A 20,004-nucleotide genomic window follows, 5' to 3' on the forward strand; every position below is an offset into this window, starting at 1 on the left:
GACCCAGTATTCCAGAGCAAGTGCTGTAAATCGCAACTCGTGCCGCATTGACCGCCTCGCTCAATCGGAAGGCCGCGGCGGACTGGATCGCCCGGTCAAGCCGGGCGACGACAGCGGTGGGTGGGGCGGAGAATTTCAATCCAGCTTGGCTTCCATGCCGCGCTTGGTCGCCGGGCGGGCCATCATCGCGTTGTACCAGCGCTCGACGTTCGGAAAATCCTTCAGCTCCACCTTGTGACGCGGATGGCGCCAGGCCCAGCCAAGGATGGCGAAGTCGGCGACCGACAAGGCATCGGCGACGAACTCCCGGCCCTCCAGCCGACGGTCGAGGACGCCGTAGAGCCGGCGGGTTTCGGCCATGAAGCGCTTAAGGCCGTAGGCGCGGTCGGTTTCGTTCTCCAGCGCGATGAAATGATGCACCTGGCCCGGCATCGGCCCAAATCCGCCCATCTGCCACATCACCCATTCATAGACCGGGATACGCTCGGCCAGCGGCTTGGGCAGGAACTTGCCGGTCTTCTCGCCGAGATAAAGCAGGATCGCGCCGGACTCGAAGATGCCGACCGGCTTGCCGCCGGGGCCGTCGGGATCGACGATCGCCGGGATCTTGTTGTTCGGGCTGAGCTTGAGAAAGGCGGGCGCCATTTGCTCGCCCTTGGTGATGTTCACCGGGATCACCTTGTAGGGCAGCCCCATTTCCTCCAGCGCAACCGAGATCTTCCGGCCGTTCGGCGTGTTCCAGGTGTGCAGTTCGATCGTCATTTTTGTCATCCCCGCGAAAGCGGGGTATCCAGTACCCCGGAACTTCAGGGTGTTACAACAGCCGCTGCGGAATACGGGGTCATCCGCTGGAGCCTGTCATCGGGCTGCACGGTGCGCCGACCCGATGGCCGAGACGACATTGTGCCCTGTTGACGGCGCTGGATCGGCGCTGGAATCTAGCCCGCAGCGCCGATAGATTGCGCCCCGCCTGAACCCTTTGGGGAAACCGTCTTGTCCAAATCAGCCTCCCGCGCCCGCCTCGCCGAGATCATCCGCAAGCGCTCGTTCGGCCGCGGCGAGATCACGCTGGCCTCGGGCCGCAAGAGCGACTTCTACTTCAACCTCAAGCCGACCATGCTCGACCCCGAAGGTGCGGCGCTGTTGGCGGAACTGACCTATGAGGCGCTGAAGGACGACAATCTCGATTTCGTCGGCGGGCTGGAGATGGGCGCGGTCCCACTGGCGGGCGCGATCGCGCAGCTCTCCTGGATCAAGGGCCACCCGATCGCGGCGTTTTTCGTGCGCAAGAAGCCGAAGGAACATGGCGCCCGCCTCGCGGTCGAGGGGCTGGCCAAGGGCGAGACCCTGCAGGGCAAGCGCATCGTGATCGTCGAGGACGTCACCACCACAGGCGGCTCGGCGTTGAAGGCGGTCGAGGCCGTGCGCGAAGCCGGCGGCGAGATCGTGCTCGTGCTTACGATGGTAGACCGTGAGGAAGGCGCGACCGAAGCCTTTGCCGCGGCAGGGCTTGAGTTTCGTTCGCTGTACAAGGCGGGTGAATTTTTGAAGGGGTGATGGCTGTTGGCTTATCTCCCCCGCAAACGGGCGAGGGAGAAGAAGTGCCCCCATTTCTTTTCGGCTCGTCCGGCCCCCGCTCATCACTCATTTACCATCCGCCGTTAAGGTTACCCGAACTGAAGCCGTCGCGCTTCAGCGCGTTGGTTGCGTTGGGTGGAGTTGGCGTTGCGTACAGAGTTGGCTTTTTCGCGCGTGCGGCGCCGCGCGACGTTGGTTGCCGCAGCGATCCTTTCGGGCGCTCTCCTGCTCGCGCCCGGCAGCGTTTCCGCCGAAGGCCTGTTCGATTTCCTGTTCGGCGGCGCGCAGAAGCAGCAGGCGCGGCAAGCGTCACCGCAGGCCAATTTCTTCGCCGATCCGTTCGGCCTCAATCAGCAGCCATCACCGCCCGCCCCGGCCCCACGCGTGGCCGGCTCCGGGCCAGCGTTTTGCGTGCGAAGCTGCGACGGCAAATATTTTCCGCTGACCACGCGCGGCACCGCCTCGCCGGCGCAGGCCTGCCAGGCGTTCTGCCCGGCCAGCGTCACCAAGGTGTTTTACGGCAGCAACATCGATCATGCGACCGCCAGCAACGGCGAGCGTTATGCCGACAGCGAGAACGCCTACGCCTATCGCAAGGCGCTGAGCGCCGACTGCACCTGCAACGGCAGAAGCCCGTCCGGGCTTGCGCCGGTCGATCTCACGCTCGACACCTCGCTGCGCTCCGGCGATGTCGTCGCCACCACCGACGGCCTGGTGGCCTATACCGGCGTGCGTCTTGGCGCCGACCACACGGCGGAGTTCACGCCAGTCGCCTCCTATCCTGGCCTCACGGCGGATGTCCGCGCCCGGCTCGGCGAAATGAAGGTCGCGCCGGTCAGCGCCGAGATGGTCGCCGGCACCACGCCGCTGCCCGAAGCACGGCGCGACGACGAACTGCCGACCGCCTCGATCCCGAAGACGGCTGCGCCGAAAGCGGCGAAGCGGGCGGAAGCGCGATAGGGCACCCGCAGTACGCCGCAGGCCCAAACACAAAAATTGCGAAAACAACCCCATGCAAAGTAGCGTGGGCCCGGCCTCGCCGGCATTCACATAGCTGACGCCAGCACTACCGCCCGACGATGACGCCGATCACGTTCGGCGCCGACAGATATTTTTCCTCGATTGCCGCCCGCGCCGCGGCGCGATTTTCCGGCGTCAGCAAACCGCGCTTCTCGGCGAGAATCATCCAGCAATAGCCCCACCAGTCCGTCAGCATGCCCTGGTCGTCAACGAGATCGTAGCCTTGCTCGGCCGCAAAAATCCGCGCCTGCGCCTCATCCAGCGAATCGAGAAAGGCGTGATCCTCGATCGAAAACAGTTCGTCGCTGAAATCGTCCGTGGTGTAGCCCCACACCGACATGCAGACCGCATTGAACTCGCGGTCGATCGCGTCGTCGTCGACGAGCTGGCGGCGCGAGGCCTGATGCAGGCGCGACAACGAACGCGCGAAATCGGCGATGCGGGTGAGAGCGAACTGATCGAAAGCGATGGTGGACATGTAGTCCTCGCAAACTCGGATGGGCCTATATGTTGTGTCGGCGACGTGCCGAATCACAATGATATATCAAAGACTTGCTAAGGTGTTCTTAATTTGTTCCAGCTTCGTGCCGAAACTTTGCCTCTCCGGTTGCCGCAAGGATCGAGAATCATGGCCGGGGGCGAGCAAGCCAGATTTCGGACGCTGTTACTGGAAGCGGCCGACGCGAGAGCCTTGGGATCCCGCAATGGTATGAACCATCCGCAACTTGATCCTTCACATCGCCGACAACAGCTTGTCACCGCAATAATTGGCGTGAAGTTTTCCGCCGCATTGCCGCTTGATCACGGCACAACGCGCGGCTGGCGAAGCGCCCTTTGCGACGCTAAACGAGCAGCTCAGCCCGTCGGCGCTTCTGCCGGTCTTGCCCGCGGCAAAGGCGGCGCTCGTGGCGCTGATGCAGACCATCAATAACGCGGTGGCAGCGATCTCGATCGTCAATCTCATGACAGGCTTCCCCGCTTTACTGGCACGCGATTCCTTGGATCCCAATCGGCATCTACCCACCAAGCCCGGCGACCCCTGTACTTTGGTATTGAATTATAACACCAAAAGCCGGCCGCCGGTGCCGCGAAATCGGCCCGGTCCTTGCATAAATTCATGCCAGCGCAGTGCACAACATACTCCGGCGTTCTCCGGCGTTTCGATTACCGGACAAGACGCCTATGTTGTGCGTCTCAATGCAGGGATCGACGTGTTGCAGGAACAAATCGCAGGGAACTATCCGGCACTTGGCCAGCCGGTCGACGAACTCGCACTGGCCGAAATCAAGGGCGCCATCCTCGCCAAGCTGCGCCTTGCGATCGGCAAGGACGCCGGCATGGCGACGCGTCGCGACTGGTACAAGGCCGCGGCGCTGGCGTTGCGCGACCGCGTCGTGCACCGCTGGCTGACGGCCGAAAAGGAGAGCTACGATGCGGGCAGCAAACGGGTCTATTACCTCTCGCTCGAATTCCTGATCGGCCGGCTGTTCACCGACGCGCTGAACAATATGGGCCTCTTGCCGGTGTTCGAGGCGGCGCTCGGCGATCTCGGCGTCGGCCTGGATGATTTGCGCAAATGCGAGCCGGATGCCGCGCTCGGCAATGGCGGTCTCGGACGGCTTGCGGCGTGCTTCATGGAAAGCATGGCGACGCTGGCGGTTCCCGCTATCGGTTACGGCATCCGCTACGATTTCGGCCTGTTCCGCCAGATCATTTCGCAGGGTTGGCAGCAGGAATATCCGGACGAATGGCTGAGCTTCGGCAACCCCTGGGAATTCCTGCGGGCGGAGGTGGTCTATCACGTTCATTTCGGCGGCTTTGTCGATCACGTCGACGATCGCGGGCGTGACCGCGCGACGTGGCGCCCGGCGGAAACCGTGCAGGCCGTCGCCTATGACACGCCGATCGTGGGCTGGCGTGGTCAGCACGTCAACGCGCTGCGGCTTTGGTCGGCGCGCTCGCCCGATCCCTTGCGGCTCGACGTCTTCAACACCGGCGACTATCTCGGCGCCGTCGCCGAGGAAGCGCGCGCGGAATCGATCTGCAAATTCCTCTACCCGAACGACGAGAGCCCCGCGGGCCGCGAACTGCGGCTGCGGCAGGAATATTTCTTCGTCTCGGCCTCGCTGCAGGACCTGGTCAAGCGGCACCTCGCCTCGGACGGGCAGTTGCGCAGCTTGGCGTCGAAGGTCGCGGTGCAGCTCAACGACACCCATCCGAGCCTTGCCGTCACCGAGTTGATGCGCATCCTGGTCGATCTGCACAATTTCCGCTGGGACGAGGCGTGGAAGATCACGGTGGCGACGCTGTCCTACACCAATCACACGCTGCTGCCGGAAGCGCTGGAAACCTGGCCGGTCGAACTGTTCGAGCGGCTGCTGCCGCGGCATCTCGAAATCATCTACCGCATCAACGCCGCGCATCTGGCGCTGGCCGATCAGCGCTGCCCCGGCGACATCGAATATCGCGCATCGGTGTCGCTGATCGATGAGAAGTCCGGACGTCGCGTGCGTATGGGGCAGCTCGCCTTCGTCGGCTCGCACCGCATCAACGGCGTGTCGGCGATGCACTCCGACCTGATGAAGGAGACCGTATTCCACGATCTCAATCATCTCTATCCCGGCCGCATCACCAACAAGACCAACGGCATCACCTTCCGCCGCTGGCTGATGCTGGCCAACCCGAAGCTCACCGGTCTTATGCGCGAGGTCTGCGGCGAGGCCGTGCTCGACGACTTCTCGCTGTTCGAGCGCCTCGAGGCCCACGCCAGCGACAACGCGTTCCAGCAGCGTTTTCGCGAGGTCAAGCATCACAACAAGCTGGCGCTGGCGCGGCTCGTCAACGAGCGCCTTGGCGTCAAGATCGATCCGTCGGCATTGTTCGATATCCAGATCAAGCGCATCCACGAATACAAGCGGCAATTGCTCAATGTCGTCGAGACCATTGCCCTGTACCAGGCGATCAAGGACGAGCCGCAGCGCGACTGGGTGCCGCGCGTAAAAATCTTCGCCGGCAAGGCGGCGGCGAGCTATCGCTACGCCAAGCTGATCATCAAGCTGATCAACGATGTCGCCGAAGTCGTCAACAACGACCCTGATGTCGCGGGAAGGCTGAAGGTCGTCTTTCTCGCCGACTACAATGTCAGCCTCGCCGAAGTGATCATTCCGGCCGCCGATCTATCCGAACAGATTTCGACCGCCGGCATGGAGGCCTCCGGTACCGGTAACATGAAGCTGGCGCTGAACGGCGCGCTGACGATCGGCACGCTCGACGGCGCCAATATCGAAATCCGAGACCATGTCGGCGCGGAGAATATCGCGATCTTCGGCATGGAGGCCGGCGACGTCATGATCCGGCGCAAGCAGGGCCTGGATGCGACCGACGTGATCAGCCGCTCGCCGCGGCTGGCGCGCGCCATTACCGCAATCGAGAGCGGCGCGTTCTCGCCCGACGATCGCGCCCGTTTCGCCTCGATCGGCCACGCGCTGCGCTATCTCGACCACTACATGGTCTCGGCCGATTTCGATTCCTACTACACGGCGCAGCGCGGCATCGATGCGCGCTGGCAAGTGGTGCCGGCCTGGACCCGCGCCTCGATCCTCAATGTGGCGCGGATGCCGTGGTTCTCCTCCGACCGCACCATCCGCGAATATGCCGAGGATATCTGGAACGTGCCGGTGCGGGCGGCCGCGCCGGTGCTGGAGGCAGGCGTCCAGCGCGGGGCGACGCGATAAGCCGGTGGGCGGGTATCCATTACCTCAGACGTCATTGAATTCGGCGGAGTTGCGGTGATACTGCATTTGACGTTCACGACGTCATTGCGAGCGAAGCGAAGCAATCCATGTCGCTACGCAAAGAAAAGATGGATTGCTTCGTCGCTTTGCTCCTCGCAATGACGGGAAATATGGAATGCTCACCAAAGGCCCACACCTCTTCGACGACGCCACGCGGGTCACCGCCGGCGATAGCTGCTGGCAAGGCAGGACCAGCCCGGATTACTGGGCCTTTGTCGGCCCGTTCGGCGGCTGCACAGCCGCCGCCATCCTGCGCGCGCTGATGGAGCATCCGCAACGTGCGGGTGATCCGTTGTCGGTCACGGTGAACTTCTGCGCACCGGTCACCGAAGGCGGCTTCGATCTCGACGTGCGCCTGGTCAAGGCCAACCGTTCGAGCCAGCATTGGTGCGTGGAGATGACGCAAGGCGGTGGCGCTGTCGCGACGCTGGCGACCGCCGTGTTCGCCGAACGCCGCCCGTCCTGGTCGCACCAGCAGGCAAAATTTCCGGGCGCCGCGCCGTTCGAGCAGTCACGCTCGTTTCCGAACACGCCGATGACCTGGACGCACCAGTATGATTTCCGCTTCGTCGAGGGCGAACCGAGTTTCTACGGCTCGCCGGCTTCGCCGCCGCTCGATGCATTCTCCAAACAGTGGATCGGCGACCGCACGCCGCGGAAGATCGACATGCTGTCGCTGATGTCGATGTCGGACGCGTTCTTCGGGCGGATTTTCCTGGCTCGCCGCGAACTGGTTCCATTCGGCACGGTGTCGCTGACGACGTATTTCCATACCGCATCGGAAGAACTGGCGGCCGAGGACATCACCCATGTGCTGGCAGTGGCCGATGCCAGAATTTTCCACAGGAGTTATGGCGACCAGCACGGCGAATTATGGTCGCCGTCGGGGCGCCTCCTCGCAACCACGACGCAAATCGCCTATTTCAAGGCGTGACAGCGTAGGGCGGGCAAAGGCGGGCTTGCGCCGTGCCCACCATCTATCCGACTGTGATCCTGGTCGGTGGGCAGGCTACGCTTTGTCCACCCTACGATTCGTCGGAGGCCCGGCTCATGTCCGAAGCTGCCCAACCCCGCATCGCCCTGCTCGGTGTCCCCCTCGAGATCGGTGCCTCGCAGGCTGGCACGCTGATGGGACCGGCGGCGCTGCGCACCGCAGGCATCGGCCGTATCCTCGATCAACTCGGTTTTGTCGTCGAAGACCATGGCGATATGCTGACGCCGGCCATTGCTCCCGCCGAGGGGCCGCCGCCGGCGAATGCCAAATATTACGACGTGATCAAAACCTGGATCCGCGCGCTCAGCGAGCATTCGTATTTGCTCGCGCAATCCGGCGCCGTTCCGATCTTCATGGGCGGCGATCACTCGCTCTCGATGGGGTCGGTGAACGGCGTCGCGCGCCACTGGCAGGAACAGGGCCGGCCGTTGTTCGTGCTGTGGCTCGATGCACATGCCGACTACAACACGCCGCAGACGACCGAGACCGGCAACATGCACGGCATGTCGGCGGCCTTTCTCTGCGGCGAAGACGGCCTCGAGGGCCTGCTCGGCGACGTGCCCCGCGCCTCGATCGGTCCCGAGCGGCTCGATCTGTTCGGCATCCGCTCGATCGATCCGCTGGAGAGAAAGCTGGTGTTCGACCGCCGCGTCGCGATCGCCGACATGCGCGCCATCGACGAGTTCGGCGTCGCTGTCCTGATCCGGCGCGTGATCGAGCGCGTCAGGGCGAGCAACGGGGTGCTGCATTTAAGCTTCGACGTCGATTTTCTCGATCCTGCGGTCGCCCCCGGCGTCGGCACCACGGTACCGGGTGGCGCGACCTATCGCGAAGCGCATCTCATCATGGAGTTGCTGCACGATTCCGGTCTGGTGCGATCAGTCGACGTCGTCGAGCTCAACCCGTTCCTGGACGAACGCGGCCGCACCGCGCGCGTCGCAGTCGAATTGATCAGCAGCCTGTTCGGCCTGCAGATCACCGATCGCCGCACGCCCAGCAACGCGGTCTTTCCGGACAACAGCCAAATTCGTCGGAAAAGCAAAAAGGGCGGCCCATGAAGCCGCCCTTTGGAGCAGTTGCCTGGGTTTGAGCCTTACTCCGCCGCGAGCTTCAAATCCGGCGCAGCAGCGCGAACTTCGGCGTCGACCTGGGCTTCGAACTTGGCAAAGTTCTTCTGGAACATACCGACCAGTGCGCGCGCAGTCTTGTCGAACTCGGCCTTGTCCTTCCAGGTGTTGACCGGATTGAGGATCTCGCTGGGCACGCCCGGCAGCGCGGTCGGCACCGCAAAACCGAAATACTTGTCGGTTCGGAATTCGACATTGCGCAACGAACCGTCCAGCGCTGCGGTCAACAGCGCGCGCGTCACCTTGATCGGCATCCGGCTGCCGGTGCCGTATTTTCCGCCGGTCCAGCCGGTGTTGACCAGCCAGCAATCGACGTTGTGCTTGGCGATCAGTTCGCGCAGCATGTTGCCGTAGACGGACGGATCGAGCGGCAGGAACGGCGAACCGAAGCAGGTGGAGAATTCCGGCTGCGGCTCATTGCCGAGACCGCGCTCGGTGCCGGCGACCTTGGCGGTATAGCCAGACAGGAAATGATACATCGCCTGCGCCGGCGAGAGTTTTGCAATCGGGGGCAATACGCCGAACGCGTCGGCGGCCAGCATCACGACGTTTTTCGGCTGGCCGGCGCGGCCGGTGCGCGAAGCGTTCGGGATGAAATCGAGCGGGTAGGCCGAACGGGTGTTTTCGGTCTTCGAACCGTCGTCGAAGTCGGGCACGCGCGTATTTTCGTCGAGCACCACGTTTTCGAGCACGGCGCCGAAGCGGCTGCTGGCGGCGAAGATCTGCGGCTCGGCTTCCTTCGACAGCTTGATGCACTTGGCGTAGCAGCCGCCTTCGAAGTTGAACACGCCGTCGCTGCCCCAGCCATGCTCGTCGTCGCCGATCAGCGTGCGGTTGGGATCCGCCGACAGCGTGGTCTTTCCGGTACCGGAAAGGCCGAAGAAGATCGCAGTGTCGCCCTTGGGTCCGACATTGGCCGAGCAGTGCATCGGCAGCACGCCCTTGGCGGGCAGATAATAGTTCAGCGTGGTGAAGACCGACTTCTTCATCTCGCCGGCATAATAAGACCCGCCGATCAGGACGATCTTGCGGGCGAAATCGATCGCGACGACGTTCTCCGAGCGCACACCGTGACGTTTAGGGTCGGCGCGGAAGCTCGGCAGGTCGATGATGGTGAGTTCAGGCACGAAATCCTTCAGCGCCGAAGCCTCGGGACGGATCAAGAGCGTGCGGATGAACAGCGAGTGCCAGGCGAGTTCGGTGAAGACGCGCGTCTTGATCTGGAAGCTCGGATCGGCGCCGCCGTAAAGATCCTGCGCGTACAGCATCATGCCTTCGGCATGCTTGAGGAAGTCGGCATAGAGCGCGGCAAACTGCTCCGAGGTGATCGACTGGTTGCCGGCCCACCACATGTTCTTGTCGGTGGTCGCATCACGGACCGTGAACTTGTCCTTGGGACTTCGGCCGGTGAATTCGCCGGTGTCCGCGCAGAGCGCGCCGTCGGCCGACAACACGGCCTCGCCGGCCGTGAGTGAATGTTGATAAAGCTGCGGCGCACCGAGATTCCAATGCACCGTCTTGAGATTTTTTAAGCCGAATTTGTCGGCACCGAAGGCGCCGTTACGTAGACCCGTCTCTTGCACGAAGAAAGTCCTCCTCGAACCCGCGTTACTCGAATCGCGCGCATGTCGCTTGACGCGCTCTGTCGCGGTGAACCCTGAATATAGCCTTCCGGCCTCGGTGCGGCGACCTATATTGTTGAACGCCGTGCTTGCCAAGCCGATCCACGCGATTTGGTTTATTCCAGCGCGGAAGGTTGATTTGCATCAATCGCTTGCTGCACTGCTTTGCGCCGGTTTGCCCTCTTGGTTGCGCGACCATCAGTCGTTGGCGAGCGCGGCGGGTGATTGCTGCGTCGCACAATCAGAGCATTTCAGCGCGCGGAGCGCGTTTTCATGACGAAGCTTTCCGCCCGTGATCGCTAACTGCACCATCGCTTCGCTTTACGACAATAGCGCCTGAATCTTCTTCACTGTCATCGGCGATGAATTCGACAGCGCGGCGTAGTTGCTCGGTAACGGCAAGCGTTAACCCTTGCTAGGCCTTGCCCCGCGCCTCGCCCGCCAGCCGCACCAGCATCTTGCGCAACGACGTGGCGCTGGTGACCCGCTCCGGGAAATCCAGCCGCAACGTCGCGGAGCCGGCCTGCATGTCTACGCCGTCGGGGTCGCAGCCGGTGCAGCGCCAGTTGTCCGACTCGGCGCCCAGCAGCTTGGTTGCGTAGAGATTCATCGCCTCGCGGTGATCCTCGTTCATATGCTCGACAGCGCCTTGCTCGGCTTCCAGCAAATCGGCGGCATCGCCGATCTCGGTCATGAACTGCCCGGGCCTGAGGTCGATGATGCGGCCGAAACCCGCGACCAGATGCAGGCCTGACGGGACGATCCGGAAGAATGAGAAGTCCTTGAAGTCTACAAACGCTTCAGCCGATGGATGAGCGTTGAGATAGCGCCGGCGCAGGATTTTCGCAGCTTCCCCTTGGGCTTCCTCGGCCCGTCCCGCCAGCATGATCCGTGCACCCTCCAGCGGATCGCCGGCGGCGCGTTCGTCCAGCATCAGCGATACCCTGCTGTCGGCAATGATGTTTTTTGTATGCAGCGCCAGCCGCGAAAGCAGCAGAATCGGCGACGCATCGGCATGACTGGCGACGTTCACCAGCGAGCAATAGGGATCGCCACTTTCGGGCATAAGCGTGGCCAACGCGCCCTGCCGACAGCGGCGCAGCAGCGATCGGGCCAGTTTAAAAGCATCAAAATCTGCGGTCGGCTGCATGGTTCCTTTCCGGCCATCTGATTGCAAAAAGGGCCTTTTCTCAGCGGGTCAGGGTGCTATATGGGGGGCCGCGCGTCTCCTTGGGAACGTTTTGCGGAACTCGGTCACACTTCAGCCCAGCTTGCATTGCTCGTTGACTGTGTACGAAGCCCATTTATGCGGCGTCTGGCTCAAGTGCTCGCCGTTTAAGCCACTCTCTTATTCGAAAGCAGAGGCTCATGCCCACAATCGCCCTGGTCGATGATGACCGCAACATTCTTACTTCCGTATCGATCGCGCTCGAAGCCGAAGGCTATCGCATCATGACCTATACGGATGGTGCCTCGGCGCTGGACGGCTTCCGCACCTCACCGCCGGATCTTGCGATCCTCGATATCAAGATGCCGCGCATGGACGGCATGGAGACATTACGCCGTTTGCGGCAGAAGTCCGATCTGCCGGTGATCTTCTTGACTTCCAAAGATGAAGAGATCGACGAATTGTTCGGCCTCAAGATGGGCGCCGACGATTTTATCCGCAAGCCGTTCTCGCAGCGCCTCTTGGTCGAGCGGGTCAAGGCCGTGCTTCGCCGCGGCCAGCCCAAGGATCCGACCGCCGTTCCGAAGGAGCCGGATGCACGCGCGCTGGACCGCGGCCTGTTGCGGATGGACCCGGAGCGTCACACTTGCACCTGGAAGAACGAGCCGGTGACGCTGACGGTGACGGAGTTCTTGATCCTGCAGGCGCTGGCCACGCGGCCCGGTGTGGTGAAGAGCCGCAACGCGCTGATGGACGCGGCCTATGACGACCAGGTCTATGTCGACGATCGTACCATCGACAGCCACATCAAGCGGCTGCGCAAGAAGTTCAAGGTGGTCGACGACGATTTCGAGATGATCGAGACGCTGTACGGCGTCGGCTATCGCTTCAAGGAAGCCTGATCTGCGTTTTCCGGGCGGAAGTGTCAACTGACACATCCGCCCGTTCGGCGTAAAGGCGTAGAGCTAGAAATCGGCGCATCACAACCGGCAGTTCAGCCATTGCTAGATCGAACGCAGCCCGATCCCAACCTGAACCACGAGGATGCTTTGGAGCTCCTCGAGCGGGAACGCGTTGCCGAGGATAATGCGGGCGAGAAGGGCTGGCGGCGACCGCTCGGCTGGTTGCGCCGGGCCGGGCAGTTCTTCTTCGCGCTCTCCTTCTCCAGCCTCACGCGCCGGATCGTCTCGCTCAATCTGGCGGGCCTCGTCGCGCTGGTGGCGAGCATTCTCTATCTCTCGCAGTTCCGTGCCGGCCTGATCGATGCGCGGGCGCAGAGCCTTCTGGTGCAGGCCGAAATCATCGCCGGCGCGATTGCCGCCTCCGCCACCGTCGAAACCAACACCATCACGATCGATCCGGACCGGCTGCTCGACCTCAAGCCTGGCGAAAGCTACGGCGCGCCGGACGAATCTTCCGGGCTGGATTTTCCGATCAATCCGGAGCGGGTCGCGCCGGTGCTGCGGCGGCTGATCTCGCCGACCAAGACCCGCGCCCGCATCTATGGCGGCGACGGCGGCATGATCCTCGACAGCCGCAGTCTCTATGGCCGCGGCGACGTATTGCGATTCGAACTGCCGCCACCTTCGACGGAGAAGCCGGGCTTCGTCGAACGCGCGCTGATCGCGACCCGTACCTGGCTCAATCGCGGCGACCTGCCGCTCTATCGCGAACTGGGCCCGGAGAACGGCAAGGGCTATCAGGAAATCGTGCAGGCGCTCGACGGCGTCAAAAGCAGCATGGTGCGCGTCAACGACCGCGGCGAGGTAATCGTCTCGGTCGCGGTCCCCGTACAGCGGTTCCGTGCCGTACACGGTGCGCTGATGCTCTCGACTCAAGGCGACGACATCGACCAGATGGTGACCGCCGAGCGGCTGGCGATCCTCAAGGTCGGCGGCGTGGCCTCGGCGGTCATGATCGTGCTGTCGCTCTTGCTCGCGAGCACGATCGCAGGTCCGGTGCGGCGGCTGGCCGACGGCGCCGAGCGCGTCCGCCGGCGCATCCAGACCCGCGTCGAGATTCCCGATTTCACCCGCCGCCGCGACGAGATCGGCCATCTGTCCGGCGCGCTGCGCGACATGACGAACGCGCTCTACAGCCGCATCGAGGCGATCGAGATGTTCGCCGCCGACGTCGCCCATGAATTGAAGAATCCGCTGACGTCGCTGCGGTCGGCGGTGGAAACGCTGCCTTTGGCACGCAACGACACTAGCCGCGCGCGCCTGCTCGAGGTGATCGAGCACGACGTCAAGCGGCTCGACCGGCTGATCTCGGATATTTCAGATGCCAGCCGCCTCGATGCCGAATTGCAGCGCCAGGACATGGCGCCGGTCGATCTGCGCCGGCTGCTGACGACGCTGACCTCGGTCGCCAACGAAACCCGGCTCGGCCACGACGTCGCGGTCGAAGCGCGCTTCGAGGGCCGCGGCGCCACCGATACGTTCTCGGTCCCCGGCCACGATTCCCGGCTGGGACAGGTGATCTCAAACTTGCTGTCCAATGCGCAATCCTTCTCCACGCCCGGCGGGAAGGTGCGCGTCACCTGCCGCCGCGCGCGCTCGGAGATCGAGATCATCGTCGATGACGATGGACCGGGCATCGGCGAAGATGCGCTGGAACGCATCTTCGAGCGCTTCTACACCGACCGTCCCCATCAGGGCTTTGGCCAGAACTCAGGTCTCGGCCTGTCGATCTCCAAGCAGATTATCGAAGCGCATAACGGGCGGATCTGGGCGGAAAACCGCCATGGCCCCGCCGGCGCCGACGGCAGGCCGAGTGTGGCGGGTGCGCGGTTCGTGGTCAGGCTGCCCACGCCATGACGGCGGGCGCGAGCGTGCACGCCTCCGCTGTGCTGGTGGGCGATCGCGCCGTGCTGATCCGCGGGCCATCAGGCGCCGGCAAGTCGCGGCTAGCCTTCGACCTGATTCTCGCCGGACGCGCCGGACAGCTTCCGCGGGCCGTTTTAGTCGGCGATGACCGTGTCCATCTTGACACAGTGGCCGGACAATTGTTGGTCCGCCCGGCGCGAGAATTGGCCGGGCTGATCGAGGTCCGGGGCCTCGGCATTCGCCATTGTGACTTTGTTGGGGAGGCGGTGGTGGGCCTCGTCGCCGACCTCGCGGCCAGCGATGCCCAGCGGCTGCCGCCGCCAGAAGCGCTCTCCATTCGCCTGAACGGTGTTTTGTTACCGAGGATTCCCGTCGGAACCGGTTACGACCCCCTCCCGCTGATTGCAGCGGCCCTGACGACAACCGGCGGTTCAGGTTCCGTCCAACCTTTGGATGATTGTTCGAAGGGGATTGGTAACCATATAAGCCCCAATATCGCCACCGAATAAACCGGCGCAGGCCTCACTCTCTACCGGCAAATTCCGGAACAATAGCCAAGATGCCCTCTTGCGCGGGGCCTCTGGATGGTCAAAGTGGCGCGTTCGTGCGGTGCACCAAAAAGCACCCGCGAGGAGTTTCCGATGATTGGTCTAGTGCTTGTGACCCATGGGCGCCTTGCCGACGAGTTCAAGGCGGCGCTCGAACATGTCATGGGTCCGCAAAAACAAATTGAAGCCATCACGATTGGAGCCGAAGACGACTCCGATCTGTGTCGAAGCGATATCATCGAAGCGGTGAATCGCGTCGACAGCGGCGATGGCGTCGCCATCCTCACCGACATGTTCGGCGGCACACCTTCCAACCTCGCAATTTCCTGCATGAGCCGCCCCAAGGTGGAAGTGCTCGCAGGCATCAATCTTCCCATGCTGGTTAAGCTTGCCAAGGTGCGCGAAGAGCGCTCGCTTCCCGATGCCATCGCCATGGCGCAGGAAGCCGGCCGCAAGTACGTCACCATCGCCAGCCGCGTGCTCGCCGGCAAATGAGCGACGAGGCTGCGCCCGACAAGGAACTCGGGCCGAGTGTGCCCGCGGGCGCCATCTCGCGGGAACTTCAGATCATCAATAAGCGCGGCCTGCACGCGCGGGCGTCGGCGAAGTTCGTCCAGATGGTGGAACGCTTCAATGCCGAAGTCTGGGTGACGCGTGGCAACGAGACCGTCGGCGGCACCTCGATCATGGGCTTGATGATGCTGGCAGCGGGACCTGGAACCTCGGTTACGGTCTCCGCGATCGGCCCCGAGGCGCAGCAAGCGGTCGATGCCATCGCCGCGCTGGTCGCCGACAAATTCAACGAAGAAGGCGTGTGAGCGAACGCTGTTCGGGTGGACAAAGGCGCGCTTGCGCCGTGCCCACCATCTATCCCGGCGCTCGTCTCAAATGGTGGGCACGCTTCGCTTTGCCCACCCTACTGTGCGGAAAGAGCCCCTCACCCCTACCCTCTCCCCGCAAGAGCGGGGCGAGGGAGTCGAGACATCAAAACGGATTCGTCACGATCCCGCCGTCGGCGCGCAGCGCGGCGCCGTTGGTGGCGCTGGAGGCTTTTGAACAGACATAGCAGATCAGATTGGCGATCTCTTCCGGCGCGGCGTAACGCTGCAAGAGCGACGCCGGGCGACGTTCGCTGAAGGTGCGCGAGACGAGGTCGTCGACGGTCGTGCCCGCAGCTTTCGCGCGCGCGGCCAGGCGAACCGGCGCCATCTCGACCCAGGTCGGGCCGGGCATCACCGAATTGACAGTCACGCTGGTGCCCCTGGTGGTTTCCGCCGCGCCGCGCGCGATGACGAGCTGCGCCGATTTCGAGAAGCCGTAGTGCACCATCTCCTTCGGAACAAAGACGCCGGATTCGCTGGAGACGAACACGACACGGCCCCAGTCCTTATTATCAAGCATCCGCTTCAAATAGTGTCGCGTCAGCCGCACCCCGCTCATGACATTGACTTCGAACATCCTCGACCAATCGGAATCCTCGATCTCGAAAAATCCCTTCGGTTCGTAGATGCCGAGATTGTTGACGAGGATGTCGACGTCGGGAAATTGCGCCACCAGCGCGGCACAGCCCGCTGCATTGCCGAGATCGAACGCCGCCGCGTGCACCTTGGCTGACGGCGCAGCCTGCTGGACTTTTGCCACGGCCTCGCCGACCGCCGCCTTCTCGCGGCCGTTGACGATCACTTCCGCGCCCATTTGCGCAAGCCCGATAGCGGTCGCGAGCCCGATGCCGCGAGTCGAGCCGGTCACGAGCGCCGTTTTATCCGTCAGGTCGAGATCCATGCGTTACCCCTTCGAGTGATTTCTATCTGGCCGGCGGCACGATGAAGATGTTCCAGGCCGTCGCGGGGCCAGCCTTGCCGAGAAAGAATCGCCGCGTGGTCATCACCATGCGCTCGGCATTGGCGGCATGGGCCTGCATCCACGCCTCGCATTTTTCCAGCTTCCAGTGGTCGACCTCGCAGATGCCGATGAAGCCCGATCGCTTCGCCTCCTCGAGCGAGGTCAGGCCGGACGACCACGGCTCGTCCGGCGTCAGCGGCGTCGGATGGTCGGGGCTGTAGAAGGTGACAGGCTGGCCGGTATCGGTATAGGCGGCGACCACCGGCCAGCGCGAATAAAACCGCGTGTGCCAGGCTTCCGTCAGTTCGCGGGCGAGCTCGGAACGCGCCCGGTAGGTCGCGCCTGCGGTGCGCTTTTCATCCAGTTCGTAGGCGACGATCCTTGGCGACATCGCCAGCACGACGAGCGAAATGACGAGCCAGGCCGTCGTCAGGTTCAACAGCGCGATTCTCCGGATCCGCACCGCAGGGATCGCGACCAGCGCGAGCGGCACCAGGAAGAACAGCGGGATGCCCCAGTCAGTCTTGATGTAGACGTGGAATATCAGCGCACCCAGCGGCGGACCGATCGCCACCACCGCCTGGACGATCCAGACATTGATCGCCTGCGAAATGTTGACGCCGGTACTGGCGCCGCGCGTCAGGAACGGAAACGGCATCAGGCGGAACGGCCGCCACATCAGCGCGATCGCGCCGAGTATCACCGGTGCTGCCAGCAGCGCGAGATTGTGCCCGACATAGCCCAGCGCGAGATCGTCGATCATCGCACGATCGGTGAGAGAGTAAGTATCGCCGGCATAGGTGAGCGGGACGAAGTCCACCTGCTTCAGCCACATGAAGTGCGGGAGCATTGCGACGACGAGCGTGGCAATCGCGACCCATGGCGCCGGCGAACGCAGGAACTGCAAACGCTGCGGATGGATCAATGCGGCAAGGCCGACGGCGCCGATCATGGTCAGCACCCAGTATTTTGTCATCAGCGCCAGCGCACCGGCGAGCCCGAGCCACACGCCCGATTTGATGCTGCGCTTCTCGAACGCGTCGAGATAAGCCAGCACGACGAGCGGCAGCGTGACGAGTTGCAACAGGTCCGGATTGTACTTGAAGCCCTTGAAGTTGAAGATCGGATAGAGCGCGAGCATCGCCACGACGAAGAACGCGCGGCGGCGATCGACCACGCGCAGCGCCAACAGCCAGCAGATCACGAGGGAGCAGCCGAGCGTCGCCATTGCCAATGCATAGGTCGCCCAGTCCGTTACTGGAAACAGCATGAACCAGGCACCGGCGACCCATCCCGACAGTGGCGGGTGCTTGCCATAGCCGAGCAGGAACTTCTGCCCCCAGGCGAAGGCCTCCGCGACGTCCATATGGACGTCCTGCCCGGTCTTCAGACTGACCAGGATCAGCGTCCACAGCACGGCGTGGACCACGGCAAAGCCGGTCGCCAGCCACAGGCCAGCTTTGGGATCACTGGCGCGTGAGGCCAGCCACGCCGCCAGCCGCCGGATCGTGGGAATGCGCCTGCGCGCGGCCGTGGATGAAATGGATGCAATCGACATGGCCATTGCCTAGCGTGTTTTCGGCTCAAGTGGAATCAGCTTGGCGCGAAGAAAGCCCCTTAAAATACAGCAAGATGGTTGCCGCACGGGGACGCGAATGCTATCCCGCGCCCATGACAACTGCGCCCATTTCCAACATCCGCAACTTCTCCATCGTCGCTCACATCGACCATGGCAAATCGACGCTGGCCGACCGTCTGATCCAGATGACAGGCGGGCTGTCGGACCGCGAAATGGCGGGCAAGGAACAGGTACTCGATTCCATGGATATCGAGCGCGAGCGGGGCATCACCATCAAGGCGCAGACGGTGCGGCTGAACTACTGCGCCAAGGACGGCAAGAATTACATCTTCAACCTGATGGACACGCCCGGCCATGTCGACTTCGCCTACGAAGTCTCGCGGTCGCTGGCAGCCTGCGAAGGGTCGCTCTTGGTGGTCGATGCCAGCCAGGGCGTCGAGGCGCAGACGCTCGCCAACGTCTATCAGGCGCTCGACAACAATCACGAGATCGTGCCGGTTCTCAACAAGGTCGACCTGCCGGCGGCCGAGCCTGACAAGGTCAAGCAGCAGATCGAGGACGTGATCGGCATCGACGCCTCGGACGCCGTGATGATCTCGGCCAAGACGGGCTTGGGCGTTCCCGACGTGCTGGAAGCCATCGTGACCCGGCTGCCGCCGCCGAAGGGCGACCGCGGCGCGACGCTGAAGGCGCTATTGGTGGATAGCTGGTACGACGTCTATCTCGGCGTCGTCGTGCTGATCCGCGTCGTCGACGGCACGATGAAAAAGGGCCAGCGCATCCGCATGATGGGCACCAACGCGGCCTATGACGTCGAGCGCGTCGGGTTCTTCACGCCGAAGATGGAGCAGGTCGACGAGCTCGGCCCCGGCGAGATCGGCTTCATTACCGCGGCGATCAAGGAAGTCGCCGACACCCGCGTCGGCGATACCATCACCGACGACAAGAAGCCGATCACCGAGATGCTGCCCGGCTTCAAGCCGGCGATCCCGGTGGTGTTCTGCGGCCTGTTCCCGGTCGATGCCAACGATTTCGAGACGCTGCGCGCGGCAATGGGCAAGCTGCGGCTCAACGACGCGAGCTTCTCCTACGAGATGGAGACTTCGGCCGCGCTGGGCTTCGGTTTCCGCTGCGGTTTCCTCGGGCTGCTGCATCTCGAAATCATCCAGGAGCGGCTGTCGCGCGAGTTCGATCTCAACCTGATCGCGACGGCGCCGAGCGTGATCTACAAGATGCACCTGACCGATGGGCAGGAGATCGAGATCCACAACCCGGTCGACATGCCTGATGTTGTCAAGATCGCCGACATCGAGGAGCCGTGGATTGAGGCCACGATCCTCACGCCGGACGAATATCTCGGCAGTGTGCTAAAACTGTGCCAGGACCGCCGCGGCGCGCAGAAGGAGCTCACATACGTCGGCTCCCGCGCGATGGTGAAATACGATTTGCCGCTCAACGAAGTCGTGTTCGATTTCTACGACCGGCTAAAATCCGTCTCGAAGGGCTATGCCTCGTTCGATTATCATCTGACCGACTACAAGGTGGCCGACCTCGTCAAGATGCAGATCCTCGTCAACGGCGAGCCGGTCGATGCGCTGTCGATGCTGGTGCACCGGACGCGCGCGGAGGGCCGCGGCCGCGCCATGGTCGAAAAGATGAAGGAACTGATCCCGCCGCACATGTTCCAGATCCCGATCCAGGCCGCGATCGGCGGCAAGGTGATCGCCCGCGAAACCGTCCGCGCGCTGCGCAAGGACGTCACCGCCAAATGCTACGGCGGCGACATCACGCGCAAACGCAAGCTTCTGGAGAAGCAGAAGGAAGGCAAGAAGAAGATGCGGCAGTTCGGCAAGGTCGACATCCCGCAGGAAGCGTTCATTGCCGCGCTGAAGGTGGATAGCTGA

18 protein-coding genes are annotated in these 20,004 nt (G+C 63.1%); 11 read left to right on the top strand and 7 right to left on the bottom strand.

All coding sequences use genetic code 11. The annotated features are described in order from the left end of the window. Window positions 1-135: 135 nt before the first annotated feature. Window positions 136-762, bottom strand: coding sequence for a glutathione S-transferase family protein (locus tag CQ13_RS05245; protein WP_057841950.1), 627 nt, complete (start codon window positions 760-762; stop codon window positions 136-138). 231 nt (window positions 763-993) lie between these two features. Here CQ13_RS05245 and pyrE point away from each other — a divergent pair, with 231 nt between their 5' ends. Together pyrE and CQ13_RS05255 are read left to right on the top strand one after the other, a co-directional pair. Further along, window positions 994-1,557 carry an orotate phosphoribosyltransferase gene (gene pyrE / locus CQ13_RS05250; protein WP_057841951.1) on the top strand — a complete coding sequence of 188 codons (564 nt, stop codon included), beginning with the start codon at window positions 994-996 and terminating at the stop codon, window positions 1,555-1,557. Between the two features lie 168 nt (window positions 1,558-1,725). Beyond that, window positions 1,726-2,538 (top strand): DUF2865 domain-containing protein, encoded by an 813-nt coding sequence (locus CQ13_RS05255; protein WP_057842080.1) that lies wholly within the window; start codon window positions 1,726-1,728, stop codon window positions 2,536-2,538. 106 nt (window positions 2,539-2,644) lie between these two features. Here the strand turns inward: CQ13_RS05255 and CQ13_RS05260 are convergent, their stop codons facing one another. Both CQ13_RS05260 and CQ13_RS05265 read right to left on the bottom strand, forming a co-directional pair. Then, window positions 2,645-3,076 carry a hypothetical protein gene (locus CQ13_RS05260; protein ID WP_028350968.1) on the bottom strand — a complete coding sequence of 144 codons (432 nt, stop codon included), beginning with the start codon at window positions 3,074-3,076 and terminating at the stop codon, window positions 2,645-2,647. A 255-nt stretch (window positions 3,077-3,331) separates the two neighbouring features. Next, window positions 3,332-3,562, bottom strand: coding sequence for a hypothetical protein (locus CQ13_RS05265; protein ID WP_057841952.1), 231 nt, complete (start codon window positions 3,560-3,562; stop codon window positions 3,332-3,334). A 241-nt stretch (window positions 3,563-3,803) separates the two neighbouring features. Here CQ13_RS05265 and CQ13_RS05270 point away from each other — a divergent pair, with 241 nt between their 5' ends. From CQ13_RS05270 to rocF, 3 genes are all read left to right on the top strand, one after another. Beyond that, on the top strand, window positions 3,804-6,332 hold the full coding sequence (locus CQ13_RS05270; RefSeq protein ID WP_430649655.1) for a glycogen/starch/alpha-glucan phosphorylase: 2,529 nt from the start codon (window positions 3,804-3,806) through the stop codon (window positions 6,330-6,332). A gap of 175 nt (window positions 6,333-6,507) precedes the next feature. Beyond that, window positions 6,508-7,326 (top strand): acyl-CoA thioesterase, encoded by an 819-nt coding sequence (locus CQ13_RS05275; protein ID WP_057841953.1) that lies wholly within the window; start codon window positions 6,508-6,510, stop codon window positions 7,324-7,326. Between the two features lie 116 nt (window positions 7,327-7,442). Then, entirely contained in the window at window positions 7,443-8,444 is a 1,002-nt protein-coding gene (gene rocF, locus CQ13_RS05280) for an arginase (protein ID WP_057841954.1), read from the top strand. 35 nt (window positions 8,445-8,479) lie between these two features. Here rocF and CQ13_RS05285 read toward each other — a convergent pair whose 3' ends face one another. Continuing rightward, complete coding sequence (locus CQ13_RS05285; protein ID WP_057841955.1) at window positions 8,480-10,096, bottom strand: phosphoenolpyruvate carboxykinase; 1,617 nt, start codon at window positions 10,094-10,096, stop codon at window positions 8,480-8,482. Between the two features lie 454 nt (window positions 10,097-10,550). After that, window positions 10,551-11,285 carry a HugZ family pyridoxamine 5'-phosphate oxidase gene (locus CQ13_RS05290; protein ID WP_057841956.1) on the bottom strand — a complete coding sequence of 245 codons (735 nt, stop codon included), beginning with the start codon at window positions 11,283-11,285 and terminating at the stop codon, window positions 10,551-10,553. A 218-nt stretch (window positions 11,286-11,503) separates the two neighbouring features. Between CQ13_RS05290 and CQ13_RS05295 the strand changes: the two genes are divergently transcribed. The 5 genes from CQ13_RS05295 to CQ13_RS05315 all read left to right on the top strand — a co-directional run bounded on the left by CQ13_RS05295 (window position 11,504) and on the right by CQ13_RS05315 (window position 15,497). Then, the gene (locus CQ13_RS05295) at window positions 11,504-12,205 is read left to right on the top strand and encodes a response regulator transcription factor (RefSeq protein WP_027541437.1); all 702 of its coding nucleotides are present in this window, start codon (window positions 11,504-11,506) and stop codon (window positions 12,203-12,205) included. 99 nt (window positions 12,206-12,304) lie between these two features. Further along, entirely contained in the window at window positions 12,305-14,122 is a 1,818-nt protein-coding gene (locus CQ13_RS05300; RefSeq protein WP_057841957.1) for a sensor histidine kinase, read from the top strand. Next, window positions 14,119-14,640, top strand: a complete 522-nt coding sequence (locus tag CQ13_RS05305; protein ID WP_057841958.1) for an HPr kinase/phosphorylase — start codon at window positions 14,119-14,121, stop codon at window positions 14,638-14,640. Before CQ13_RS05300 ends, CQ13_RS05305 begins: the two co-directional genes overlap by 4 nt. A gap of 132 nt (window positions 14,641-14,772) precedes the next feature. After that, a complete protein-coding gene (locus CQ13_RS05310; RefSeq protein ID WP_024339151.1) occupies window positions 14,773-15,174 on the top strand; it encodes a PTS sugar transporter subunit IIA in 402 nt (133 codons plus the stop codon). Next, on the top strand, window positions 15,171-15,497 hold the full coding sequence (locus CQ13_RS05315; RefSeq protein ID WP_057841959.1) for an HPr family phosphocarrier protein: 327 nt from the start codon (window positions 15,171-15,173) through the stop codon (window positions 15,495-15,497). The genes CQ13_RS05310 and CQ13_RS05315 overlap by 4 nt, the downstream gene beginning before the upstream one ends. A gap of 166 nt (window positions 15,498-15,663) precedes the next feature. On the opposite strand, the gene CQ13_RS05320 is transcribed toward CQ13_RS05315, so the two are convergent. Both CQ13_RS05320 and CQ13_RS05325 read right to left on the bottom strand, forming a co-directional pair. Then, window positions 15,664-16,461, bottom strand: coding sequence for an SDR family NAD(P)-dependent oxidoreductase (locus CQ13_RS05320; RefSeq protein ID WP_057841960.1), 798 nt, complete (start codon window positions 16,459-16,461; stop codon window positions 15,664-15,666). Between the two features lie 22 nt (window positions 16,462-16,483). Further along, window positions 16,484-18,079: a glycosyltransferase family 39 protein gene (locus CQ13_RS05325; RefSeq protein WP_057842082.1), complete on the bottom strand. Its 1,596-nt coding sequence runs from the start codon at window positions 18,077-18,079 to the stop codon at window positions 16,484-16,486. Window positions 18,080-18,192: 113 nt separating this feature from the next. Here CQ13_RS05325 and lepA point away from each other — a divergent pair, with 113 nt between their 5' ends. Further along, window positions 18,193-20,004, top strand: coding sequence for a translation elongation factor 4 (lepA, locus tag CQ13_RS05330; RefSeq protein ID WP_057842083.1), 1,812 nt, complete (start codon window positions 18,193-18,195; stop codon window positions 20,002-20,004).

The organism is Bradyrhizobium retamae (assembly GCF_001440415.1).
Classification (GTDB): Bacteria; Pseudomonadota; Alphaproteobacteria; order Rhizobiales; family Xanthobacteraceae; genus Bradyrhizobium; species Bradyrhizobium retamae.

Excerpts from the sequence above, each read along its gene's own strand:
- CQ13_RS05245 (WP_057841950.1), bottom strand. The coding sequence starts at position 762 with ATGACGATCGAACTGCACACCTGGAACACGCCGAACGGCCGGAAGATC.
- CQ13_RS05260 (WP_028350968.1), bottom strand. The coding sequence starts at position 3,076 with ATGTCCACCATCGCTTTCGATCAGTTCGCTCTCACCCGCATCGCCGAT.
- CQ13_RS05265 (WP_057841952.1), bottom strand. The coding sequence starts at position 3,562 with ATGAGATTGACGATCGAGATCGCTGCCACCGCGTTATTGATGGTCTGC.
- CQ13_RS05275 (WP_057841953.1), top strand. The coding sequence starts at position 6,508 with ATGCTCACCAAAGGCCCACACCTCTTCGACGACGCCACGCGGGTCACC.
- rocF (WP_057841954.1), top strand. The coding sequence starts at position 7,443 with ATGTCCGAAGCTGCCCAACCCCGCATCGCCCTGCTCGGTGTCCCCCTC.
- CQ13_RS05290 (WP_057841956.1), bottom strand. The coding sequence starts at position 11,285 with ATGCAGCCGACCGCAGATTTTGATGCTTTTAAACTGGCCCGATCGCTG.
- CQ13_RS05295 (WP_027541437.1), top strand. The coding sequence starts at position 11,504 with ATGCCCACAATCGCCCTGGTCGATGATGACCGCAACATTCTTACTTCC.
- CQ13_RS05305 (WP_057841958.1), top strand. The coding sequence starts at position 14,119 with ATGACGGCGGGCGCGAGCGTGCACGCCTCCGCTGTGCTGGTGGGCGAT.
- CQ13_RS05310 (WP_024339151.1), top strand. The coding sequence starts at position 14,773 with ATGATTGGTCTAGTGCTTGTGACCCATGGGCGCCTTGCCGACGAGTTC.
- CQ13_RS05315 (WP_057841959.1), top strand. The coding sequence starts at position 15,171 with ATGAGCGACGAGGCTGCGCCCGACAAGGAACTCGGGCCGAGTGTGCCC.
- CQ13_RS05320 (WP_057841960.1), bottom strand. The coding sequence starts at position 16,461 with ATGGATCTCGACCTGACGGATAAAACGGCGCTCGTGACCGGCTCGACT.
- CQ13_RS05325 (WP_057842082.1), bottom strand. The coding sequence starts at position 18,079 with ATGTCGATTGCATCCATTTCATCCACGGCCGCGCGCAGGCGCATTCCC.
- lepA (WP_057842083.1), top strand. The coding sequence starts at position 18,193 with ATGACAACTGCGCCCATTTCCAACATCCGCAACTTCTCCATCGTCGCT.